22 protein-coding genes are annotated in these 22,458 nt (G+C 64.0%); 7 read left to right on the top strand and 15 right to left on the bottom strand.

Translation table 11 applies throughout. From position 1 onward, the window contains the following. Positions 1-70 precede the first annotated feature (70 nt). From SO139_RS15175 to cysG, 9 genes are all read right to left on the bottom strand, one after another. Positions 71-1,108 (bottom strand): sulfate/molybdate ABC transporter ATP-binding protein, encoded by a 1,038-nt coding sequence (locus SO139_RS15175; protein ID WP_449376992.1) that lies wholly within the window; start codon positions 1,106-1,108, stop codon positions 71-73. Next, positions 1,098-2,009, bottom strand: coding sequence for a sulfate ABC transporter permease subunit CysW (cysW, locus tag SO139_RS15170; protein WP_449376993.1), 912 nt, complete (start codon positions 2,007-2,009; stop codon positions 1,098-1,100). Before cysW ends, SO139_RS15175 begins: the two co-directional genes overlap by 11 nt. Before the next feature lie 11 nt (positions 2,010-2,020). Next, complete coding sequence (gene cysT / locus SO139_RS15165; RefSeq protein ID WP_449376994.1) at positions 2,021-2,857, bottom strand: sulfate ABC transporter permease subunit CysT; 837 nt, start codon at positions 2,855-2,857, stop codon at positions 2,021-2,023. Positions 2,858-2,995: 138 nt separating this feature from the next. Beyond that, entirely contained in the window at positions 2,996-3,997 is a 1,002-nt protein-coding gene (locus SO139_RS15160; RefSeq protein WP_449376995.1) for a sulfate ABC transporter substrate-binding protein, read from the bottom strand. A 112-nt stretch (positions 3,998-4,109) separates the two neighbouring features. Beyond that, positions 4,110-4,841: a phosphoadenylyl-sulfate reductase gene (locus tag SO139_RS15155; protein ID WP_449376996.1), complete on the bottom strand. Its 732-nt coding sequence runs from the start codon at positions 4,839-4,841 to the stop codon at positions 4,110-4,112. Next, positions 4,838-5,353, bottom strand: coding sequence for a DUF934 domain-containing protein (locus tag SO139_RS15150; RefSeq protein WP_284268293.1), 516 nt, complete (start codon positions 5,351-5,353; stop codon positions 4,838-4,840). Before SO139_RS15150 ends, SO139_RS15155 begins: the two co-directional genes overlap by 4 nt. Next, the gene (locus tag SO139_RS15145; RefSeq protein ID WP_449376997.1) at positions 5,340-6,995 is read right to left on the bottom strand and encodes a nitrite/sulfite reductase; all 1,656 of its coding nucleotides are present in this window, start codon (positions 6,993-6,995) and stop codon (positions 5,340-5,342) included. Before SO139_RS15145 ends, SO139_RS15150 begins: the two co-directional genes overlap by 14 nt. Positions 6,996-7,006: 11 nt before the next feature. Next, positions 7,007-7,324 (bottom strand): DUF2849 domain-containing protein, encoded by a 318-nt coding sequence (locus SO139_RS15140; protein WP_449376998.1) that lies wholly within the window; start codon positions 7,322-7,324, stop codon positions 7,007-7,009. Next, a complete protein-coding gene (gene cysG, locus SO139_RS15135; protein WP_449376999.1) occupies positions 7,321-8,748 on the bottom strand; it encodes a siroheme synthase CysG in 1,428 nt (475 codons plus the stop codon). Before cysG ends, SO139_RS15140 begins: the two co-directional genes overlap by 4 nt. A 244-nt stretch (positions 8,749-8,992) precedes the next feature. Between cysG and cysD the strand changes: the two genes are divergently transcribed. The 3 genes from cysD to SO139_RS15120 all read left to right on the top strand — a co-directional run bounded on the left by cysD (position 8,993) and on the right by SO139_RS15120 (position 14,188). Beyond that, positions 8,993-9,787, top strand: coding sequence for a sulfate adenylyltransferase subunit CysD (cysD, locus tag SO139_RS15130; protein ID WP_449377000.1), 795 nt, complete (start codon positions 8,993-8,995; stop codon positions 9,785-9,787). Between the two features lie 22 nt (positions 9,788-9,809). Further along, entirely contained in the window at positions 9,810-11,726 is a 1,917-nt protein-coding gene (gene cysC, locus SO139_RS15125) for an adenylyl-sulfate kinase (RefSeq protein WP_449377001.1), read from the top strand. Between the two features lie 296 nt (positions 11,727-12,022). Beyond that, a complete protein-coding gene (locus tag SO139_RS15120; protein WP_449377002.1) occupies positions 12,023-14,188 on the top strand; it encodes a malate synthase G in 2,166 nt (721 codons plus the stop codon). A 165-nt stretch (positions 14,189-14,353) separates the two neighbouring features. Here SO139_RS15120 and SO139_RS15115 read toward each other — a convergent pair whose 3' ends face one another. Further along, a complete protein-coding gene (locus tag SO139_RS15115; RefSeq protein WP_449377003.1) occupies positions 14,354-14,509 on the bottom strand; it encodes a Thivi_2564 family membrane protein in 156 nt (51 codons plus the stop codon). 284 nt (positions 14,510-14,793) lie between these two features. Between SO139_RS15115 and SO139_RS15110 the strand changes: the two genes are divergently transcribed. After that, positions 14,794-16,890, top strand: a complete 2,097-nt coding sequence (locus tag SO139_RS15110) for a methyl-accepting chemotaxis protein (protein ID WP_449377004.1) — start codon at positions 14,794-14,796, stop codon at positions 16,888-16,890. A gap of 61 nt (positions 16,891-16,951) precedes the next feature. Here SO139_RS15110 and SO139_RS15105 read toward each other — a convergent pair whose 3' ends face one another. Beyond that, on the bottom strand, positions 16,952-17,596 hold the full coding sequence (locus SO139_RS15105; RefSeq protein ID WP_449377005.1) for a DUF2865 domain-containing protein: 645 nt from the start codon (positions 17,594-17,596) through the stop codon (positions 16,952-16,954). A gap of 1 nt (position 17,597) precedes the next feature. After that, on the bottom strand, positions 17,598-18,401 hold the full coding sequence (locus SO139_RS15100) for a L,D-transpeptidase (RefSeq protein ID WP_449377006.1): 804 nt from the start codon (positions 18,399-18,401) through the stop codon (positions 17,598-17,600). 213 nt (positions 18,402-18,614) lie between these two features. On the opposite strand from SO139_RS15100, the gene SO139_RS15095 reads away from it, so the two are divergent. The 3 genes from SO139_RS15095 to SO139_RS15085 all read left to right on the top strand — a co-directional run bounded on the left by SO139_RS15095 (position 18,615) and on the right by SO139_RS15085 (position 20,707). Then, positions 18,615-19,727, top strand: a complete 1,113-nt coding sequence (locus tag SO139_RS15095) for an AI-2E family transporter (protein ID WP_449377007.1) — start codon at positions 18,615-18,617, stop codon at positions 19,725-19,727. Positions 19,728-19,805: 78 nt separating this feature from the next. Further along, the gene (locus SO139_RS15090) at positions 19,806-20,177 is read left to right on the top strand and encodes an ElaB/YgaM/YqjD family protein (RefSeq protein ID WP_449377008.1); all 372 of its coding nucleotides are present in this window, start codon (positions 19,806-19,808) and stop codon (positions 20,175-20,177) included. Between the two features lie 71 nt (positions 20,178-20,248). Then, positions 20,249-20,707, top strand: a complete 459-nt coding sequence (locus SO139_RS15085; protein ID WP_449377009.1) for a hypothetical protein — start codon at positions 20,249-20,251, stop codon at positions 20,705-20,707. Between the two features lie 23 nt (positions 20,708-20,730). On the opposite strand, the gene SO139_RS15080 is transcribed toward SO139_RS15085, so the two are convergent. The 3 genes from SO139_RS15080 to SO139_RS15070 all read right to left on the bottom strand — a co-directional run bounded on the left by SO139_RS15080 (position 20,731) and on the right by SO139_RS15070 (position 22,365). After that, positions 20,731-21,120, bottom strand: coding sequence for a hypothetical protein (locus SO139_RS15080; RefSeq protein ID WP_449377010.1), 390 nt, complete (start codon positions 21,118-21,120; stop codon positions 20,731-20,733). Between the two features lie 521 nt (positions 21,121-21,641). After that, positions 21,642-21,929: a helix-turn-helix domain-containing protein gene (locus SO139_RS15075; RefSeq protein WP_498540194.1), complete on the bottom strand. Its 288-nt coding sequence runs from the start codon at positions 21,927-21,929 to the stop codon at positions 21,642-21,644. Between the two features lie 85 nt (positions 21,930-22,014). Beyond that, entirely contained in the window at positions 22,015-22,365 is a 351-nt protein-coding gene (locus SO139_RS15070) for a hypothetical protein (protein ID WP_498540193.1), read from the bottom strand. Positions 22,366-22,458 lie beyond the last annotated feature (93 nt).

Here is a 22,458-nt window from a genome sequence, read left to right as displayed (position 1 = left end):
TCGAACCTGGAATCTCGAGATTGTGGCACGGCTTCCGAGGCCGCACTATCGCACCCCGGAAATACCGGCCTCAGGCGCCCGCAAATATCCGGTAACGGCGGAGCTCCAGGCCGACCCTGTCGCCGGCGTACAACTCCTTGTCGCGGGGGGCGTCGATCTCGATGGTTTCGCCACCCAACAGCGCGACTTCGGCACGCTGCACAGGGCCGAAGTTCCGCACATGCTGCACGGCGCCCTCGAAGGCGCCACTGCCGGGCGGGCCGACGAGCATGTCGTGTCGCCGTACGAACAGCCGTGACGCGCCAGACGTGAGCCCATCAGCTGCGAGCCCGAGCGGCCGATCACCAAGCCGGACCACGCCATCGGCAACCTGAACCGGCAGCTCGATGGATTCGCCGATGAAACCGTGCACGAAGGCGGTTGCCGGTCGTTCATAGACGTCAGCGGGAGAGCCGATCTGCTCGATCTTGCCCTTGTCCATCACCACGACGCGGTTGGCGACTTCGAGTGCCTCCTCCTGGTCGTGCGTGACGAAGATCGAGGTGACGTTGATCTCGTGGTGTAGCGAGCGCAGCCATTTGCGCAGCTCCTTGCGCACCTTCGCATCCAGCGCACCGAAGGGCTCATCGAGCAACAGGATGCGCGGCTCGATTGCGAGCGCACGCGCCAGCGCAATACGCTGGCGCTGGCCGCCAGAGAGCTGGCTTGGATAGCGGTCGGCGAGCCAGTCGAGCTGCACGAGATCGAGCAACTCCTTGACGCGCGAGCGGATCGCCGCCTCCTCTTTCCTCGCCGCGCGTGGCTGCACGCGCAGGCCGAAGGCGACGTTCTCGAAAACGGTCATATGGCGGAACAGCGCGTAATGCTGGAACACGAAACCGACATTCCGCTCGCGCGCGCCCCGCGCGAGTGCGTCCTCACCGTTGAAAGAGACTTCACCCGAATCCGGCCAATCCAGGCCGGCGATGATCCGAAGCAGCGTGGTCTTGCCGGAGCCGGAGGGACCGAGCAGCGCCAGCAACTCGCCATTGTCGACCTTGAGGTCGACGCCGTCGAGCGCCGCAAAGCTGCCGAACTTCTTGACGAGATTCTTGACTTCAATGGTCACGGGAGTCGTGTCCTTCGTCCAGATGACGTTCGAGAACGGTTTTGGCAATTAGCGTTATCAGTGCCAGCATCGCGAGCAGCGAGGCGATCGCGAACGCGGCAACGAACTGGTATTCGTTGTAGAGGATCTCGACCAGCAGCGGCATGGTGTTGGTCTCGCCGCGGACATGGCCGGACACGACAGAAACCGCGCCGAACTCCCCCATCGCGCGCGCATTGCAGAGCAGCACGCCATAGAGCACGCCCCATTTGATATTGGGCAAGGTCACACGGAAAAACGTTTGCAGACCCGAGGCGCCAAGCGAGATCGCGGCCTCTTCCTCCTGCGTGCCCTGTTCCTGCATCAAGGGGATCAGCGCACGCGCCACGAAAGGGAAGGTCACGAAGGTGGTCGCGAGCGCGATGCCGGGCACCGCGAACAAGATCTGGATGTCGTGATCACGCAGCCAGCCGCCGAAATAGCCCTGCGCGCCGAACAAGAGCACGAAGACGAGACCCGAGATCACAGGGCTGACGGAGAACGGCAGGTCGATCAGCGTGATCAGGAAGGTCTTGCCCTTGAACTCGAATTTGGCGATCGCCCAGGCCGCGATCAGACCGAACACGAGATTGAGGCCGACCGAGATCGCAGCCACCAGCAGCGTCAGCCGGATCGCGGCCAGCGCCTCCGGCTCCGACAGCGCGGCGAGATAGGCCATGATGCCCTTGGAGAGGGCCTGCGCAAACACGACGACCAGCGGCAGCACGACGAAGACGGTGAGGAAGAGGATCGCAGCGGAGGTGATCGCGATCCGCACCGCCTTCGGTTCGGTACGAAGATTTTCGCGCGTGGCGACCGCACGCAGGCGCGCTTTTGCGTCGGGCGAGGAGAGCGAGACTGAATCGGCGATCTGCATCGTCATCGTATCCGCCCTCAATGTACCGGGATCCGGTTCTGCGCCCAGCGCTGCAACCGGTTGACCGCGAAGATGATGACGAAAGAAACGACGAGCATGATGACCGCGATCGCGGTCGCGTCGGCATAGCGGAATTCAGAGAGCCGGATCACGATCAGGAGCGGCGCGATCTCGGACACGTTCGGCATGTTGCCGGCAATGAAGATCACCGAGCCGTACTCGCCGACGGCGCGGGCGAAGGCGAGCGCCAGTCCGGTCAGCAGCGCCGGCGCGAGCGAGGGCAGGATCACGCGAATGATGGTCTGCCAACGGCTGGCCCCCAGACTTCCTGCCGCCTCCTCGATCTCGGGATCGAGATCCTGCAGCACCGGTTGCACGGTGCGCACCACGAAGGGGATGCCGATGAAGATCATGGCGATGAAGATGCCGAGCGGCGTGAACGCGACCTTGATGCCGAGAGCTGCGAGCGGCGCGCCCAGCCAACCTTTTTCCGCGAACAGCGAGGTCAGCGCGACACCGGCAACCGCCGTCGGCAGCGCAAAGGGCACGTCGACGATGGCATCGAACAGCCGCCGGCCAGGGAAGCGATAGCGCACCAGCGCCCAGACGATGATGCTGCCCATGACGAGATTGACGCAGGCCGCAGCAAAGGCGAGCCCGAAGGACACCCGCAGCGCGTTCAGCGTGCGGCGGCTGGTCAGGATGGCCCAGAACTGCTCGGGGCTCAGCTCGAGCGTGCGCAAGAAAAGACCCGCGAGCGGAATCAGGATGATGATCGACAACCAGGACAGCGTTAGTCCCATCGTGAGACCGAAGCCCGGCAATGTCCGTCGTCTTGCTGCGATTGCGCTCACCAGGCCCCCTGCTAAAGCCTCCTAAAGCGCGATGAGATTGAGATGATTCATCATCGCGCTTCAGGTTGTTGTTTGAGCATGATCTCTTCGGAAAACCGCTTCACACTTTTCCGGATCATGCTCCAAGACAGCGCCCGATCAGTTCTTGTAGATCTGATCGAAGACGCCGCCATCGGCAAAATGTTCCTTCTGCGCCTTGGTCCACCCGCCAAACACGTCGTCGATAGTGAACAAGCTGACCTTTGCGAAAGAGTTCTCGTATTTCTTCGCGATCGCCGGATCACGCGGACGGTAGAAGTTGCGCGCCGCGATTTCCTGACCTTCCTTGGTATACCAATATTGCAGATAGGCATCGGCTACGTTGCGGGTGCCCTTCTTGTCGACCACCTTGTCAACGACCGCGACTGGCGGCTCGGCGAGGATCGACTGCGGCGGCGCCACGATCTCGAATTTTTCCGGGCCGAATTCCTTCAGGGCCAGGTATGCCTCGTTCTCCCAGGCGATCAACACGTCACCGACGCCGCGTTCAACGAAGGTCACGGTCGAGCCGCGGGCACCGGTATCGAGGACAGGCACCTGCTGGTACAGCTTGCCGATGAACTCCTTGGTCTTGTCGACGGAGCCGTACTTCTTCAGCGCGTAGCCCCAGGCTGCCAGATAGTTCCAGCGCGCACCGCCCGACGTCTTCGGGTTCGGCGTGATGACGGCGACGCCCGGCTTGATCAGGTCGTCCCAGTCCTTGATGCCCTTGGGGTTGCCCTTGCGCACCAGGAACACAATCGTCGACGTGTAGGGGGACGAATTCTCCGGTAGTCGCTTTTGCCAGTCGGCGGCCGTAAGGCCCTTGGCCGCGATCGCGTCGATGTCATAAGCGAGCGCGAGCGTCACCACGTCCGCCTGCAAGCCGTCGATGACGCTGCGCGCCGACGCGCCCGAGCCATTATGCGACTGCTTGATCTCGACGCTCTTGCCAGTCTCCTTCTGATAGGCGTTCGCAAACGCCTTGTTGAATTCGACATAGAGCTCACGCGTCGGATCGTACGACACGTTCAAGAGGTTGATGTCAGCAGCGAAAGCCGAGCTTGCCCAGAGGAGGCCTGCCGCGAGCGGAACAATACGGCGGATCATGTCCATCTCCATTTACCTCGACGACATCGGCGTCATCGATGGCATGCGGGCATAACTCGGGTCGAAATGCTTCTAAGTCAACGGAACCGGATTTTCTTGTTTGCGGCGACGTAGCGCGGCTGTGCTACGGAATCTTCATCGTGTGGATGCCGCATTCTGTTTTGCCGCGGCCGCGCCAACGGCCCGCCCGCTCGTCCTCGCCTTCAGCCGCGCGGCTGGTGCAAGGCATACACCCAACCGACAGGAAACCTGAGGCCTGAAGTGGATGCTGCGGCAATTTGGCACGCGCGAAGATCGCCTTGATGTCTTCGCGCGAAACGTTGGCGAACGGATTGAACTTCAATCGCGCGCCATCATCTTCGACCACCGGAATCTCGGCGCGCACGCCACCCTGAAAACGCTTGCGGCCGTTGATCCATGCGGTGAACGGTTTCAGCGCCCGCGCCAACGGCTCGACTTTGCGGATACGGCAGCAGGCGTCGGGATTGGAGAACCAGAGATCGCGATCGGGATCCTCGCGCGTCAACGTCTCCGCCAGAGGCGCGATCGAGCGGACATCCTTCAGTCCGAGCGTCGCGATCAGCGTGTCGCGATAGGCGAGCGTCTCCTCGAACAGCCAGCCGGTGTCGAGAAAGACCACCGGGATCGCCGGATCGACGTCGGCCACCACCTTGAGCAGCGCAGCCGATTCCGTTCCGAACGATGACACGACCGCCAATCGTTCGCGCCCGACGACCTTCAATGCCGCAGCAACGACCTCTCCGGGCGCGGCATCGCGCAACGCGCGATTGAGCTCGTCGGCCGACGGCAGTGCCGGCGCGGCCGACAATGAATCCCCGGGCGCGATCGCGTTCACGTGCCGACACCTTCCGAATGGCGCAGTTGCATGCGCCGATGCAGTGCGGTGATGCGGCCATCGCCGGTCGGCTGGTAGAACACCGAATAGCGCTTCACGGTCTGCGTAAAGGCTTCCGCATCGGCCTGCTTCTTGACCTCGAAGCTGTCGAAGCCGGCGCGCAGCATGAACACGAACTGGTCACGCAGCACTTGGCCTGTTGCGCGCAGCTCGCCGCGATAGTCGTGGCGTTCGCGCAGCAGCCGCGACTGGCTGTAGGCGCGACCGTCGCGGAAGGTCGGGAACACCAGCGCGACCGCAGCAAGCTTGCCGAGATACGGCACCAGCGCGTCGATGTCACGATTGTTCGGCCAGATCACGCCGACCTTGCCGGGACGCGCAAGCAAGGCGTCCGCATCCTTCAGGAAGCGGTCGCCAGGCACCAGGATATCGCCGGCGGCGGGCAGCGGCGCATCGACGTCGAGCTTGACGAAACTATCCTCGACGATTTTTCCGCCCTTAACGAGTGGCATAAACCCGCTCCTTGAATGGTTCGACACCGAGGCGTTTGACGGTATCGATAAACAGTTCTTCCGGCCGCTCGCGCAACGCGAGATAGGCCTCGACGATGTCCTCGACCACGTCGGCGACCTCGTCGAATTTCACGCCGGGGCCGATCAGGTTGCCGAGTGCCGCATTCTCGTCGGCGCGGCCACCGATGGTGATCTGGTAGACCTCCTCGCCGTTCTTCTCGACGCCGAGAATGCCGATGTGACCGACATGGTGATGGCCGCAGGCGTTGATGCAGCCAGAGATGTTGATGTGCAGACGGCCGATCAGGTTGGCGAGCCCGTGATTGGCAAAGCGCCGCGTCAGCTCCTGCGCGATCGGGATCGAGCGCGCGTTCGCCAGCGAGCAATAATCGAGGCCCGGGCAGGCGATGATGTCGGTGATCAGGTTGACGTTGGGCGTAGCGAGCCCGAGCTTGTCGAGGGCCTTCCACAAGGCCGGCAGATCACGCTTGGCGACATGCGGCAGCGCCAGGTTCTGCTCGTGACCGACGCGGATCTCTCCGAAGGAATATTTATCGGCGAGATCGGCGAGCGCGTCCATCTGCTCGGCCGTGGCATCGCCCGGAGGTCCGCCGGTCGGCTTCAGCGAGATCGTGACGATCGAGTAGCCCTGCGCCTTGTGCGGGGCCACCGAGTTCTTCCGCCACGCCTCGAACTCCGGATCGGCCGCGGCCTGGCGCAGCTCGTCGGGCATATGCGGCAGCTTCTCGTAGGCCGGATAGGAGAAGCGCGAGCGGATGTCCTCGATGACGCTATCGTCGATCTGGAGCGAGGAGTTGCGGATATGCTGCCACTCGTCCTCGACCTCGCGCGAAAACTTCTCGATGCCGAGCTCGTGGACGAGGATCTTGATACGCGCCTTGTAGATGTTGTCGCGGCGGCCATACTGGTTGTAGACGCGCAGGATCGCCTCGACATAGCTCAGGATGTCGCGGCCATGGACGAAATGCTTGATGGTCTTGGCGATGAAGGGCGTGCGGCCAAGCCCGCCGCCGACCAGCACCTCGAAGCCGGTCTCGCCCTTCTCGTTCTTGACGAGGCGCAGACCGATATCGTGGATCTTGATCGCGGCGCGATCTTGATCGGACGCGGTGATCGCGATCTTGAATTTTCGCGGCAGGAACGAGAACTCGGGATGCAGCGTGGTGTGCTGGCGGAGCAGCTCCGACCAGATGCGCGGATCCTCGATCTCGCCCGGGGCGACGCCGGCCCACTGGTCCGAGGTCACGTTGCGCATGTTGTTGCCGGAGGTCTGCATCGCATGGATGCCGACCTCGGCGAGATCAGCCAGCGCATCCGGCAATTCGGCGAGCTTGATCCAGTTGAACTGGATGTTCTGCCGCGTGGTGAAGTGGCCATAACCGCGGTCATAGCGACGCGCGATATGCGCAAGCCGGCGCAGCTGTTCCGACGACAGCGTCCCGTAGGGGATCGCGACGCGGAACATGTAGGCGTGCAGTTGCAGATAGACGCCGTTCTGCAGGCGAAGGATCTTGAATTCGTCCTCGGTGAGCTCGCCCGATAGGCGGCGCTTCACCTGGTCGCGGAATTCCGAGACCCGCTCGTTGACCAGCGTGCGGTCGATTTCATCATAAGCGTACATCGAGAAGCGCCTTAAACCTGAGCCTGCGATCCGATGGTCACACCGGTGCGGCGGATTTGCTCGCGCAGGTTCCCGGGGAGGATCTTGCCGTCCTCGTCGACCTGCACAGGCGCGATATAGGCGCCGACTGCGCCGACGTCATCGGCCACCGACTCCGCAAGCAACGCCTTGGCCTCATCCGAGTTGCGCACGATCGCGGCCTCTGACAGGTCCGCGGACCAGCCTTTGGCGGCGGTGCGATAGACCACGATGCCATCCCAGGTGCGGTTGGCGGTCACGACCGAGGGGCCGGCGATCTTGATTTTCTTTTGTTCAAGCGGAGAGGTCATTGGGCAGCTTCCAATAGCTCAGAGATGATTTGCCTGGGGGATTGATGGCGAAAGGCGCCGGCATGCCGGACCACATCGCCGATGATGAGAACGGCGGGACCGCCGTCGAGACGTCTGACGAGTTCGGGTAGCTCTGCAAGCGTCCCGATCGCGCCTTGCGCATCTGGGCGCGTGACGCGGGCGAACACGCCGACGGGCGTCTCCGGCGAGCGGCCAGCGGCGAGAAGACCCTCGCGCACCACGGGCGCGGCGGTCATGCCCATATAGACGACGACAGTCATCTTGGTGTCGGTCAGCGTCGACCAGTCGACGGTCTCGGCATCCCGCGCCTTGTGCGCGGTGAGGAAGGTGATGCGCAGCGCCTCGTGACGGTAGGTGAGCGGCACCTCGAAATCGGCGGCGCCACCAAGCCCGGCGGTGATGCCCGGCACGATCGAATAGGCGACGCCGGCCGCGCGCAACGCTTCGACTTCCTCGCCGCCGCGGCCGAACACGAAGGGATCGCCGCCCTTCAGTCGCACCACACGCTGGCCGGACTGCGCCGCTTCGATCATCAGCCTGTTAATCGCGTCCTGGCCGATACCGGGCTTGCCGACGCGGCGACCGACCGGAATGCGCGCGGTATCGCGGCGGATACGATCGAGAATTTCAGGTGACACCAGCTCATCATAGAAAACGACGTCGGCATCCTGGAGCGCGCGCAGTGCCTTGATGGTGAGGAGATCGGGATCGCCGGGGCCGGCGCCGACCAGCGCGACGTACCCTGCCGGCTTGTCGGCCAACGCGAACGCGGAGGGATCGGCAACGGCCTTGAGCGCGGCTTCCGCCTCGGCCCTTCGGCCCGCGAGCACCAGAGCGCCAATCGGGCCGTCGATCACGCGCTCCCAGAAACGGCGGCGCAGCGGAAACTCGGCAATCGCGGCGTGAATGGATTTGCGGAAACCGCCAATGAAATCGGCGAGATCGCCAATTCGAGCGGGCAGGAGCGCCTCGATCTTCTCGCGCACGCGCCGCGCCACGACCGGCGAGGCGCCGCCGGTGCCGACGGCGACCACGACGTCGCCGCGGTCGACGATCGCGGGGAAGATGAAGCTCGAATGCTCGAGATCGTCCATGACGTTGACGGGCAATCCGAGCGACTTCGCGCGCGCCGACATCGCCACGCCGATGTCACCTGCGCCTGCGCATACTATGGCGATGACGCCGGTCAGATCCGCGGTGAGTGGATCGCCGTCGAGAAAGGTCACGCGTTGCGCATCATCGGCACCGACACCGCTGAGGTCGCGATTACCATCAGTCGCATGAACACGGATGCGCGCGCCGGCGGCCGCGAGCACGCGCAATTTGGCGCGCAGCAGCTCACCCGCGCCGATGAGGACCACCGGACCGGTCTTGATGTCGAGGAATACCGGCAAGAAGCGCATACGGTACCTGCTTCCCCAATTACGGGGTTGACTGGAATTATTTTCTATATATGTCTCGTTTCGAGCGCGCAAAGAGAAAATTTTTTCTTCTCTTCTGCGCTGCAACTATAGAATTTTCGCCTCCAAACGCAAAGTGGCAGAGATGCATCTTCTCAAGGACGATTCCGCAGCTGTCGGAGTGAGCAGCCCGGCCCTCATCGGGCGCCTGGGCGCGCAAGAATCTTCTGCAGATCTCCCGCCCAGCATGGACCATCTCGACCAGCTGGAAGCGCAGAGCATCTACATCTTCCGCGAGGCCTTCGCCCGGTTGAAGAAGATCGCCCTGCTATGGTCGCTCGGCAAAGACTCCAACGTCATGATCTGGCTGGCGCGGAAGGCCTTCTTCGGCCGGATGCCGTTCCCGGCCCTGCATGTCGATACCGGCAAGAAGTTTCCGGAGATGTATCGCTTCCGCGATCACTACGGCAAGGAATGGGAGCTCGACCTGCGCGTCGAGCCCTGCCCGCCCATTGATGCCGTCGATCCGACGCTGCCGCCGGCCGCACGCTCGGCCGCACGCAAGACGGAAGGCCTGAAGATGGCGCTCGCCAAATATGGCTTCGACGGCCTGATCGCCGGCATCCGTCGCGACGAGGAGGCAACGCGTGCCAAGGAGCGCGTGTTCTCGCCGCGCGGTCTCGAAGGCAATTGGGACGTGCGCGACCAGCCGCCGGAGTTCTGGGACCACTTCAACGCCTCGCCGCCGCAGGGCGCCCATTTGCGCATTCATCCGATCCTGCATTGGACCGAGGCCGACATCTGGGCCTACACCAAGCGCGAGAACATCCCGATCATCCCGCTTTATCTGTCGCAGAACGGCAAGCGCTATCGCTCACTGGGTGATCAGGACATCACCAATCCGGTCGCTTCGACAGCGTCCAACATCGACGAGATCCTGATCGAGCTCGAACAGACCAAGGTGCCGGAGCGCGCGGGCCGTGCGCTCGACCATGAGACCGAGGACGCCTTCGAGCGCCTGCGCGTCGCCGGTTATCTCTGATCCCTGAGGACGCAACGCGGCTATGAACATGCTCGTCACTTCTGCTACGCCAGCAACTCCGAACGGCACCACGCGTCCGCAGGTCCGCATCGTCATCGTCGGCCATGTCGACCACGGCAAGTCGACGCTGGTCGGTCGCCTCCTGCATGAGACCGGCAGCCTGCCCGAGGGCAAGCTCGAAATGCTCAAGGCCGTCAGCGCACGGCGCGGCATGCCCTTCGAATGGTCGTTCCTGCTCGACGCGCTGCAGACTGAGCGCGACCAGGGCATCACCATCGACACCACGCAGATCCGCTTCCGTACCAATTCGCGCGACATCGTCCTGATCGACGCGCCGGGCCACGCGGAATTCCTCCGCAACATGATCACCGGCGCCTCGCAGGCCGACGGCGCGGTGCTGATCATCGATGCGCTTGAAGGCGTGCGCGACCAGACCCGCCGGCACGGCTATCTCCTGCATCTGCTCGGCGTGAAGCAGGTCGCGATCGTCGTCAACAAGATGGACCGCGTCGATTTCAGCGCGGATCGATTCAAGGAGATCAGCGACGAGATTTCGGCACATCTGAAGGGCCTCGGTGTCACGCCGACGGCGGTGATCCCGATTTCGGCGCGCGACGGCGACGGCGTCGCGGAACGTACCGATCGCATCGGCTGGTACAAGGGCCCGACCGTGGTCGAGGCGCTCGACCGGCTCGAGCCGGCGCGGCCGCTGAAGGCGCTGGCGCTGCGCCTGCCCGTGCAGGCGATCTACAAATTCGACGACCGCCGCATCGTGGCGGGCCGCATCGAGTCCGGCAGCCTGGTTGCCGGCGATGAGATCGTGATCATGCCGGCTGGCAAGATCGCCAAGATCAAGACCGTCGAGAGCTGGCCGGTAACGCCGGTTGCGACCCGGCAGGGTGCGGGCCGCTCGGTCGGCATCACGCTCGACCGCGAGCTGTTCGTCGAGCGCGGCGATATCATCGCGCATGCGGGCGCCGCGCCGCGCGAGACGCGGCGCCTGCGCGCGCGCATCTTCTGGCTGCACGACAAGCCGCTCGCCAAGGGCGATCAGCTCCTGGTGCGCTGCGGGCCGAAGGAAAGCCGCGCCACCGTCGTTGCGATCGAGAAGGCTGTCGACCCCGGTGAGCTCTCGAGCAGCGAGAACAAGGCGATCGGCCGCAACCATGTCGGCGAGATCGACATCTCGCTTTCCAATCCGATTGCCACCGATCCCTATACCGAGAACCCGCGCACCGGGCGCCTCGTGATCGAGGTCTCCGGGCGCATCGCCGGCGGCGGCCTGGTGCTGTCGGTCGACGCCGGACAGCGCGCCGTGCCCGTCGACATCGTGCCGGTGGAATCCGCACTCCGTCCCGACGAGCGGTCCGCGCGCTATCAGCACAACGGCGCCGTGGTCTGGCTCACCGGCCTTCCCGCCTCCGGCAAGTCGACGCTGGCAAAAGCGCTGGAGCGGCGTCTGTTCACCAATGGCGGCTCGCCGATCCTGCTCGACGGCGATACGGTGCGCGCGGGGCTGAACAGCGATCTCGGCTTCTCTGCCGCCGATCGCAGCGAGAACATCCGGCGGCTCGCGGAAGTCGCGACGCATCTCGCCCGCAACGGCCATATCGCGATCGTCGCGGCCGTCTCGCCCGCGCGCGAGGACCGCGCCACGGCGCGCCGCATCGCCGACACGACGTTCCGCGAGATCTACGTCGCGACGCCCGCGGAAGTCTGCGAGAGCCGCGATCCCAAGGGCCACTACGCGAAAGCCCGCTCCGGCGCGCTTCAGTCGTTCACCGGCATCGGCAACGACTACCAGCCGCCGCAAGGTGCCGAGCTGACCATCGACACCTCGACACGTTCGGTCGCGGACGCAACCGACGCGATCGAACAGATGCTGAAGGCAAGCGGCGTGCTGTTCGACGAGGTCGTCGACCTCGCCGCGAATATTTGAGGCTCGCCTATTTCCCCTTGTCGTCGCCCGGCTTGACCGGGCGACCCAGTATCCCAGAGACAGCGATGGGATACGGAGAAGCCGCAGCGTATTGGATGCCCCGCCTTCGCGGGGAATGACAACGGTTGCGTTGGTCCGCGGCACCCCATCTTGACATTTTGACAGACTTTAGGGGTCTTCTCACCGCCCCGGTTTTGAGGCTAATAGGGCCTCGAAAGTCGCCCGTTATGGGCGCGTTTTGCTGCCAGCGGGTCAAAGGCGGCCAAAAACAGCCAAATCCAACAAGAAAGCCCCTCATGAAACGCCACGACGCCCATGGTTTGAAGATCGCCCCTGTTCTCTTCGACTTCGTCGCGAAGGAAGCGGCCCCGAAGACGGGCATCGCGCCGGACGCGTTCTGGGCCGGGCTTGCCGCGATCGTGAAGGAGCTGGGTCCCAAAAACCGCGCGCTGCTCGCGGTCCGCGACAGCTTGCAGGCCAAGATCGACGACTGGCATCGCGCGAATAAGGGCAAGCCGTTCGACATCAATGCCTATACCACCTTCCTGAAGGAGATCGGCTATCTGCTGCCCGAGACTGCGACGCAGAAGGTCGAGACGGCCAATGTCGATGAAGAGATCGGCAAGATCTGCGGGCCGCAGCTCGTCGTGCCCCTCACCAATGCGCGCTACGCGCTGAACGCAGCGAATGCGCGCTGGGGCTCGCTCTACGACGCCTTCTACGGCACCGATGCGATCCCGCATGACGCGGCCGACACCGCCAAGGGCTACAGCAAGGCGCGCGGCGACAAGGTCATTGCGAAAGCAAAAGCCTTCCTCGATGCCGCCGTGCCACTCGCGACCGGCAGCCACACCGACGTCACCGCCTATAGCGTGGTCGCAGGCCAGCTCGCGGCGAAGCTGAAGAGCGGCAACGCCACCGCCCTGAAGAATGCCGCGCAGTTCACCGGCTATGTGGGCGATGCGGCGGCGCCGTCCGCGGTGCTCCTCGTGAACAACGGCCTGCATGTCGAGGTGAAGATCGACCGCAGCAACACGATCGGCAAGGACGATCCCGCCGGGGTTGCCGACATGATCATGGAGGCGGCGGTCTCCACCATTCTCGACATGGAAGACTCCGTCGCCGCGGTCGATGCCGAGGACAAGGTGCTGGTCTACCGCAACACGCTCGGGCTGATGAACGGCACGCTCTCGGCCGACTTCGAGAAGGGCGGCAAGACGCTGACCCGCTCGCTCAACACCGACCGCAGCTACAAGACGCCGGACGGCAAGGGCGAAGTGAAGCTGCACGGGCGCAGCCTGCTCCTGATGCGCAATTGCGGTCACCACATGTTCACCGACGCGGTGCTCGATGAGACGGGCGAGGAGATTCCGGAAGGCCTGTTAGATGCCGCCGTCACGGGCTTGCTTGCGATCCACGACCTCAAGGGTCTTTCGAAGAGCAAGAACAGCCGCACCGGCTCGGTCTACATCGTCAAGCCGAAGATGCACGGCCCTGACGAAGTGGCGCTGACCTGCGAGATCTTCGGCCGCGTCGAGCAGATGCTGGCACTGCCGGAGAACACGCTCAAGGTCGGCATCATGGACGAGGAGCGGCGCACCACCGTCAACCTCAAGGCCTGCATCCAGCAAGCCTCCAAGCGTATCGTCTTCATCAATACCGGCTTCCTCGACCGCACGGGCGACGAGATCCACACCTCGATGGAAGCGGGTCCGATGATCCGCAAGAACGAGATGAAGGCGCAAGCGTGGATCAAGGCCTATGAGGACTGGAACGTCGACATGGGACTGATCGACGGCCTGCCCGGCCACGCCCAGATCGGCAAGGGCATGTGGGCAGCGCCCGACAAGATGGCGGACATGCTGCAACAGAAGCTTGCCCATCCGCAAGCCGGCGCCACCACTGCCTGGGTGCCCTCACCCACGGCGGCGACGCTCCACGCGCTGCACTATCACCAGGTCAATGTCATCGCGCGCCAGCAGGAGCTCACCAAGGGCGGGCCCCGCGCAAAGCTGTCCGACATCCTCACCATTCCGGTGTCGAAGTCGAACTGGGCGCCCGATGACGTCAAGCAGGAGATCGACAACAACTGCCAGGGCATTCTGGGTTATGTGGTGCGCTGGATCGACCAGGGCGTCGGCTGCTCCAAGGTCCCTGACATCCACGACGTCGGGCTGATGGAAGACCGCGCCACCTTGCGCATCTCGAGCCAGCATCTGGCGAACTGGCTGCACCAGGGCGTCATCACCGAGGCGCAGGTGATGGAGTCGCTCAAGCGCATGGCCGTCGTCGTCGACAAGCAGAACGCCGGTGACGCAATCTACAAGCCGATGGCGCCGTCGTTCGACGGCGTCGCGTTCAAGGCCGCCTGCGATCTCGTCTTCAAGGGCCGCACGCAGCCGAACGGCTACACCGAGTACATCCTCACCGCACGCCGCCGCGAGGCCAAGGCTCTGGGCTAAGACGGCAGGCTAATAGCCACGCGACCCGACACACCGAAAGCCCCGGCTCGCGCCGGGGCTTTTTGCTTAGCCTGTAGCCGGGATGAGCGCAGCGATATCCGGCATGCCTCAATTTCAGCCCGGATGTCGCTTCGCTCATCCAGACTACGACGCTACGGCCGCGGCCTAAAACACCGTGAGATATTTCAACAGAGAGACGATGCCGATGATGATGACGATAACGCGCGCGATCTGCTTGGCGCGGCCGTCGATCGGCAGCATGTTGATGAGATAAAGAACGAGGACGACGACGAGAAAGGTGACGAGTACGCCGATGAGCATCGCAGGGCCCCCCTTTTGCTAACGGACTCCCAACGCCGCGCCCCTCGCTCCGGTTCCATTCAGGCAACCCACTACAACCTCTGGCAAATGCGTATTTCTACCAGAAGCGCCAATGGCCAAGACTCTGCCCTTTTGCCAGGACGACAATGCGGGGGGTAACGATCTCTTAACATCCGCCGGTCGGCGCGCCCTGCCATGCTCCCCCGGCTATCCTGCTATCGCGCGTTACAACTAAATTCATCCCCTTTTGCGAGAAATATGCGGCTTCCGGGGGGATTCCAGTCATGTTTGGCCGTTTGAGCGTATCGACGCTGCTCCAGTCCGTCATCGCCTTGCTCGCAGCCTGTGTCGTCGGGCTGCTCGTCACAACAGCCTGGCAATCCTGGGAGCGGCTGCGCGCAACCAGCCAGATCGCGGCGGTCGCCGAAGCTTCGAGCCACGCCTTCAAGGCGATGCACAATCTGCGCACCGATCGCTCGTCGACCCCGCGCGCGCTGAACGGCGAGGCTGCGGTCTCGCCGGAGATCGACAAGTTCCTGCACGGCATTCACGACGCTGAAATGCCGGCGATCCGCGCCGCAGCGGCGCTGCTGCCGTCTATTCCGTTCGCCGAGCAGACGACGCTGGTGGGCGCGCTGAACCGGGAGGTCGAGAGGCTCACCGCACTCCAGGGCGATGCCTGGGACGACATGCGCAAGGCGAAGAAGGCGCGGCACCCAAATCTCGCAAAGGACTATACCGAGGCCACCGGCGCGCTGCTCGCGACACTCGAAAAGATCTCTGCCAACCTGACGGCCGCCGTCAATCACAACGACCCGCTGATCGACCAGCTCCTGTCGATCAAGCAGGCCGCCTGGCTGTTGCGCAATACGGCCGGCGAAGCGTCCGATCTGGTGGCGACCGGTCTCGTGGCGACCGGCAGCCTGCCGATGGAAGCGCAGCAGACCTACACCAAATCGGTCGGTGCGATCGAGAATTCCTGGAGCGGGCTGGAATCCTCCACCCTCGGCATGCAGCTCTCGCCGCTGCTCGCTGGCGCCATGAGCGCGGCCAAGGCCGCCTATTTCAATCCAGACTACCTGGCGCTTCGCGACCGGCTGATCGACCAGATCATGGTCGGCTCCAAGACCGAGCTGACCGCCGATCAATGGACGCCGCAAACCGCGCAGCGCATGGGCACTGCGGTCGCGGTCGCCGAGCGCGCGCTGGATGAAGCGCGGGACTATGCCGCGGGCCAATATTCGGCCGCGAGCCGTGCGCTTGCGGTGCAGATCGCAATGCTGACTTTTGCGCTCGCGCTCGCGGTCGGCGCGATGATCGCCGTCACCCGCCGCGTCATCCGGCCCTTGCACAACATTCGCGACGCCATGCTCAAGGTCGCCGGCGGCGATCTCTCGGTCGACAGCGGCTATCTCGACCGCCGCGACGAGATCGGCGCTCTCGCCGGCGCGCTCGAAACCTTCAAGCAGCAGGCGGCCGACAAGCTCACGATCGAGACCCAGGAGCGCGAGCGCAATGCGGGCACCGCGGCGCGTCAGCGCGCGGTCGAGGCTTCCGTCGGCGAGTTCGAGAGCCTGGTACGCAGGACGCTCGACGAACTGAGCCAGGCTTCCGGCGAGATGCGCAAGACCTCGGGCGATCTCTCGACCGTGTCGCGCCAGACCAACGAGCGCGTCCAGGTCGCGGGCAAGGCTTCCAGCGACGCGTCGACGAGCGTGGACAGTGTCGCCTCGGCCGCCGAAGAGTTGAGCGCCTCGATCAACGACATCAGCCAGCAGGCGGCGCATGCAGCCGGCATCGCAAGCCGCGCTGTGAGCCAGGCGCGCGATACCGACGGGACCGTTCAGGGCCTTGCTTCCTCTGCGAGCCGGATCGGCGAAGTGGTCGGCCTGATCAACACCATCGCAGCGCAGACCAACCTCCTGGCGCTCAACGCCACGATCGAGGCGGCCCGCGCCGGCGAAGCCGGGCGCGGCTTTGCCGTGGTCGCCTCCGAGGTCAAATCGCTGGCAACCCAGACGGCCAAGGCAACGGAGGAGATTTCCGAGCAGGTCGCCGGCATCCAGAAGGTCGCGGGCGATGCCATCACCGCAATCCAGGCGATCGGCCGCATCATCGGCGAGGTCAACGAGGTCGCGACCGCGATCGCGGCGGCCGTGCAGGAACAGGGCGCGGCGACGCAGGAGATCACCCGCAGCACGCAATTTGCCGCGCAGGGCACGAGGAACGTCTCGGACAATATCACGGGCGTGAAGGCCGATGCCGATGCGGCCGCCGCGGCCGCTGACAACGTCAAGCACGCCTCCGAACTACTCGAGACGCAAAGCCGCCAGCTCGGCGACCAGGTCAGCGACTTCCTCGGCAAGATTCGCGCGGCATAGGCCCCGCGCTCGAGGGCGCCCTCGCCGAGCACGGGACCAGCCCGCGCGCAGATGGAAGCACTTACTCCCGCGCCACCACCGGCAGGTGGCGGAATTTCGCCCGCACGGATTCCGGCAGCGGCGAGAAGTTCATGGCGACGCCGTGCCTGTCGTTGGCATTGCGATTGGCGACCACCAATCCGCCGGGGCTCGCGACGATATCGCCCTTGCGCAAGGTCGGGTCGTCCGTGACCTTGACCGCGGCGAGGCCAACGGAATCCTTGCCGTTGCAGGTACAGCCCGCGACGAGCTCGTTGCGATAGCGGTAGGCATTCGGCAGGTCGGCATAGTCCTGCCCGGTCTCCGTGACCGCGTCGTCGATGTCGCTGCCATAGACCAGGGTAGTCTCGGCCGCCGGACAGAAGCTGTTGCAGCTCTGCGCCTTGCTTTCGCTGTCGTTGCCTTGCGCCGGGAAGTGGCGCCCGTCGCAGGTGCGTACGCACCAGGCCTGTCCGCCGCCATAGGAGCGCACCCGTGGCGCCTCGTAGCGCGGCATGTCGTCGGCGGGGGACGGCATCCTGATCTGGGGTGGCGGCCGGGCACCGAACGCGCCGAACAGCGCCGAAAGGAAATCCTCCGCGCGCGCCGACGACGTCAGCGCCAGGCTAAGCGAAGCGAACAGCAAGGCCGCCGCTCTCATCCGTTTGCCGGTCGAACGCCTGATCATGTTACCTCGGCGCCGAACCGTTCAGGGAGACGGCCGAAACGTTGAGCGCCTGGCGTCCCGAGGTCAGCGTCGTCGTGACCGGGCGCGCCGGTTTACCGTCGCTGCCCCGCGCCATGAGCGGCGCGTTCTTCGGAAGCACCACGACCCTGGTACCGATATTGACCCGGTTGAAGAGATCGACGACGTCCGCGTTGGTCAGGCGGATGCAGCCGGAGGAGACGAATTTTCCGATCGTGGTGGGGTCATTGGTGCCGTGGATGCGATACTCGCTCGCGCCCAGATACATCGCGCGCGCGCCGAGTGGATTGCCGGGGCCGCCGGCGACGAAGCGTGGCAGATAGGGCTGGCGCGCGATCATCTCCGCCGGCGGATGCCAGTCCGGCCACTCCGCCTTGCGGCTGATCGACTGCACGCCCGACCAGGTGAAGCCATCGCGCCCGACGCCGACGCCGTAGCGGATCGCACGGCCCTGGCCGAGCACGTAATAGAGCACGGTATTTCCGGTATCGATCACGACCGTGCCGGCCGGCTGGCTGCCGTCGAAGCTGACGATCTGCCGGCGCAGCCGCTCGGGCAGGACGGCATCGTCCGAGGCGACCGGATCATCCGAGGCCTGCGGCTGCTCGGTCACATAGTTGTTTTGCGGGAAGGCCTGTAGCTGCATCGGCGTGAAGCCAAGAGTCTGTAAGCCAAGGGTCTGCGCGCTTGCGACGCCGGCTGGCATCGTCAGCAATGCTGTCGCAAAGGCAAACGCGGTGAAGGTGCGCGGCGAAAGCCGCCGGTGGGATGCAGATAACTGTGTCATGTGCTGCCCCGTTTGAATCGAAGTGCATCAGGGTGATGCGCTGCCTGAACAAACGCGCTTGCGACGGCTCAAGTTCCGCGCGCTCGCGCAGCCGACCGGTCACAGTCAAGCCAAGGCGACTTCACGAGTACGCGACGGAACCTTCCGATCAGAGGCACGTTCTTCAGGCAGTCTTGCGCGCGCGGAGCGTAAGCTTCGTGCGGGAGAATGGCTGTGCACGTCCTTCCCAGTGAGCGTCTGCTTTCCAAGGACAGCGAAGGCACGCCGCTTCCCGACAGCAAGAGCGACCTGCCGCCGGTGATCCGGCGTACCGAGTTCGTCGCCTTCTCGCTTGCGGGTATGCTTCTGATCGCGGTCGTGGCCGTGCTCTATGTCGGCAAGCCGTTTTTCCTTCCCGTGGTGATGGCCTTCGTCACCGGCACCATGCTGTCGCCGGCGGCGACATTTCTCGAGCGGCAACGGGTACCACGCGCGCTGGCCGCGGTGCTGATCGTGGTCACGGTCACCGCGATGGTCACCTTCGTCGTCGCCCTGATCGCTTCGCCGGTCATGGAATGGAGCACCCGCCTGCCGGAGCTCGGCGCGCAGCTCAAGGACAAGCTGCATTTGTTCGACCGGCCGCTGGCAATGTGGCAGGAGCTGCAAGCCATGGTCGGCGGTTCGGAAGGCCTGCCGAACTTCCAGATGCCGAAGTTCGAGTGGGTGCAGCCGACCCTGGAATTCCTGTCGCCGACCTTCACCGAATTCCTGCTCTTCTTCGCAACCCTGATCCTGTTCATCGCGAGCTGGCGCGACTTGAGGCGCGCACTGATCATGACCTTCAGCGATCGCGACGCCCGGCTGCGCACGCTGCGGATCCTCAACGAGATAGAGGTCCATCTCGGCAGCTATCTCTTGACGGTGTCGGTCATCAATATCGGCGTCGGCATCGCCGCCGGCATCGTCTGTGCGCTGACCGGCATGCCCAATCCGGCCGGGCTCGGCGCGCTGGCGGCAGCGCTGAACTTCATACCGATCATCGGACCGATCGCGATGTTCGTCGTACTGGTCGTGGTCGGCTTGATCGCCTTTCCGACCCTTGGCAGCGGATTGATGGCAGCGCTCGCCTTTGGCGGCCTGACCTTCCTGGAGGGACATTTTGTCACGCCCACCATCATCGGCCGGCGGCTGGCACTGAATGCACTGGCGGTATTCCTCGCGCTCGCCTTCTGGACCTGGCTGTGGGGCCCGATGGGGGCATTCCTGTCATCGCCGCTTTTGATCGTTGCGCTGATCCTGAAGGAGCATCTTGCGCCGGCGGATGCGCCGCAACTGCCAGGTGACTAGGCAGTTTCCGCAACGGGAACTTCCGTCACGGCGGAACGTTTTTCCGGCTAGCTCACCGCCAACGATCCGGAGCTTTCGATGTCAATGACAAATACCGAAACAGGAATGAAAGACTGGACCGACAAGGCCGCCCGCGAACGCCTCGAAAAGGATGTCCTAGCCGTGAAAAACGATATCGCCGCCCTCACCGAACAGATCACTGACGCGCTCAATTCCTTTGCCAACTCCGCGGGCAAGCAGGCCCGGCGAGGCTACAAGCAGGCGCGCCAACAGATGGATTCAGCGATGGATGACGCCTCCGAGCGCGGCAGCGCGATGATGGATGCCGCACAGGACGCAGCGACCTCGCTGGAGGAAACGCTCGAGGATGCCATCACCCAGCGCCCGCTCGCGACCGTGGGACTGGCGCTCGGTATCGGCTTCCTGATCGGCATTGCCTGGCGCCGCTAACGCGCGATGAGATCAGCATGACTCGTCATCGCGCTTTGGACGCTGGCAGGAGGGATTGAGGAGCGAGGGCGATGTTTCAACGGATTATCGACGGCATCAGCGCGTCCACCGGGACCACCGTGCGGCTGACGTCGCTGGCCGCAGCCGCGGCGCTTGCGCTCTTCATCACCACGGCATTTCTCTGCGCCGCGGTCTTCATCCTGGTGCTGCAAAACTATGGCCCGGTGCAGGCGTGCCTTGCCGGCGCCGGGGTGTTCTTCCTGCTCACGCTGGCCGCCGCCGGCAGCTACATCGCCTACAAGAGAGAGGCCGAGAAGCGTGCGCGACAGGCGGCGGAAAAGGCCGCGCGATCCGCAGCCCAAAGCATGCTGTCCGATCCGATGCTGATTGCGACGGGCTTGCAGATCGTCCGCGCCATCGGCGTCAAGCGGCTGCTTCCCATCCTCGCGATCGGCGGCGTGGCGCTGGGAATCATGGCAAGCCGGGCCGGGACAGCCGAAGAGAACGCCTCGCCCGAGCCGGCCGAATAGTTATCGAGCAGAATTCAAACTGATCAGGTCACGCAGCGGCCGGGCTGGAGCAGCTTTGCGATTTCGGTCAACGAGCTGACGACGGGCTCGCAGGCGACCGTAGGCTTGCGCCCCTGCTTTTGCAGCAAGACGGGCGGCCTCGCATTGCCGGTCTCGATCCTCGCGGGAACACGCAGCAACACTGACGTATCGGCGAGATCGTTGAGGCGCATCGACACGGTGCGGGTCGGCACGGCTGCGGGCCTCCGATCGGCGATGCGATCCGCCTTGGCGGCGCGATTGACAACGTGGCTCGGCTTGTCGGCGACGGCCTGCCAGCGATCGGCGAGATCGTGACCCGACGCCAGCTGCACGGCACCGAGCGTCAACGAGATGGCGACTGCCCCGAAAAACGCTTTGCTGATCTGTGACATGGTTGTTCGTCCCTCGCCCCATGGCGATCGCTGGAACAACGCTGCCGGATTGTCCGGGGTTCTCGGCAGTCACGATCACTTAACCGTGTGCGAAGAAAGACCGCCCCAAAAAAACCGGATCAAAAATAATTTGCAACGCCTGGAACGACTCTCGCGCGCCGGAGTCATCATGGCAGCCGGTTATTCCCCCCTGCCCCATAAACCGGTGACGTAGGGCGCGACTGTGGTGATGCCAGTCGCGCCTTACTTTTTTCTGCGGATATTCGCAGTTTCTGGGTTACCGCCCCACCAACCGCCCCACCATTGTATCCGCTCGTGCCGGAACCCAAGCCAATTCTCGGGCGGAGGTCGGGAGCGACCAAAAGATCCCTCACGCGCGGTTTTGAACAGAATGACACGCTTGGATTACGGGTTTGGGCTGCTGTTCGCGCGGGCAGAGCGATGGTGCGGCCGGGGCTCAGCGTGCTGAGGTGAGCACGCATCCTTGGTCGACCAAATAGCGCATCCTAGAAATCGGTTTGCTACGAGACGTCTTCGATGCCGTCAGCCTTTGAACAACTGGGGTCGAGCAGGGAGTGGAGTGAGCGCACAAGCACGAGTCGGCGACGTCCGACGGTCCGCGTATCGAGCTGCCCTGCCCCTATTAATTCATAGAGTTTGGTTCGGCCCAAGCCGGTTGCTTGGCACGCTTCGTCAATCGTACAGGTCAAGCGCTCGGCAAATGGTATCTTTCTTAGATCTGAAGGCTTCGAAGCGGAAAGACTCTCTACAATCTGTTCTCCGCTTCTCTGTTCGTGGTCCCGACGCATAGGCTATCCTATTAGGCTCATCGGGATGAGAGTTGCTGCGCAACTCAAAGCCGTCAATGCGAACACGCGCGGGCTGTCGAGTGCGCTAGCGCACGTCAGCGGTGACTAGAAAGAGATCGGATATCAGTTTCGGGGCGCAATTCTTTAGCTCCGTCATCGCCCTTGCGATCTGAGCGGTAGCGGAGATCAGGGCGCCGATCCGAACAAGCGCTTGAAGGATTACAGACAAGATCGCTGCGACCACGCTGTCCGCGGACGAAACCTTCACCACGGCGCGCACCGCGCGCTTGGCGAAGCGCTCCGCGGCATTTCGTTTCACGCGCGGCACCGACTTCGACCAGGACGAGCGAGCCGACGGCCGCAGCTCTTGCGACCGCGATGCTCGATGCGACGCCGAACCTCGGTCGCATAAACCGGCCAATGGAATCGCGCCCATGACATATCGGCCTTCGCGACATGCACTTGAAGAACTGGTCGTTGATCTACCCCGACCGGCGGACGCCGGTCCTGTCGCCCGCCTACGATCTGC

Source organism: Bradyrhizobium sp. UFLA05-89 (genome assembly GCF_059803475.1).
The sequence above is the reverse complement of the archived record's forward strand: the minus strand, read 5'-3'. Positions and strand labels throughout refer to the sequence as shown.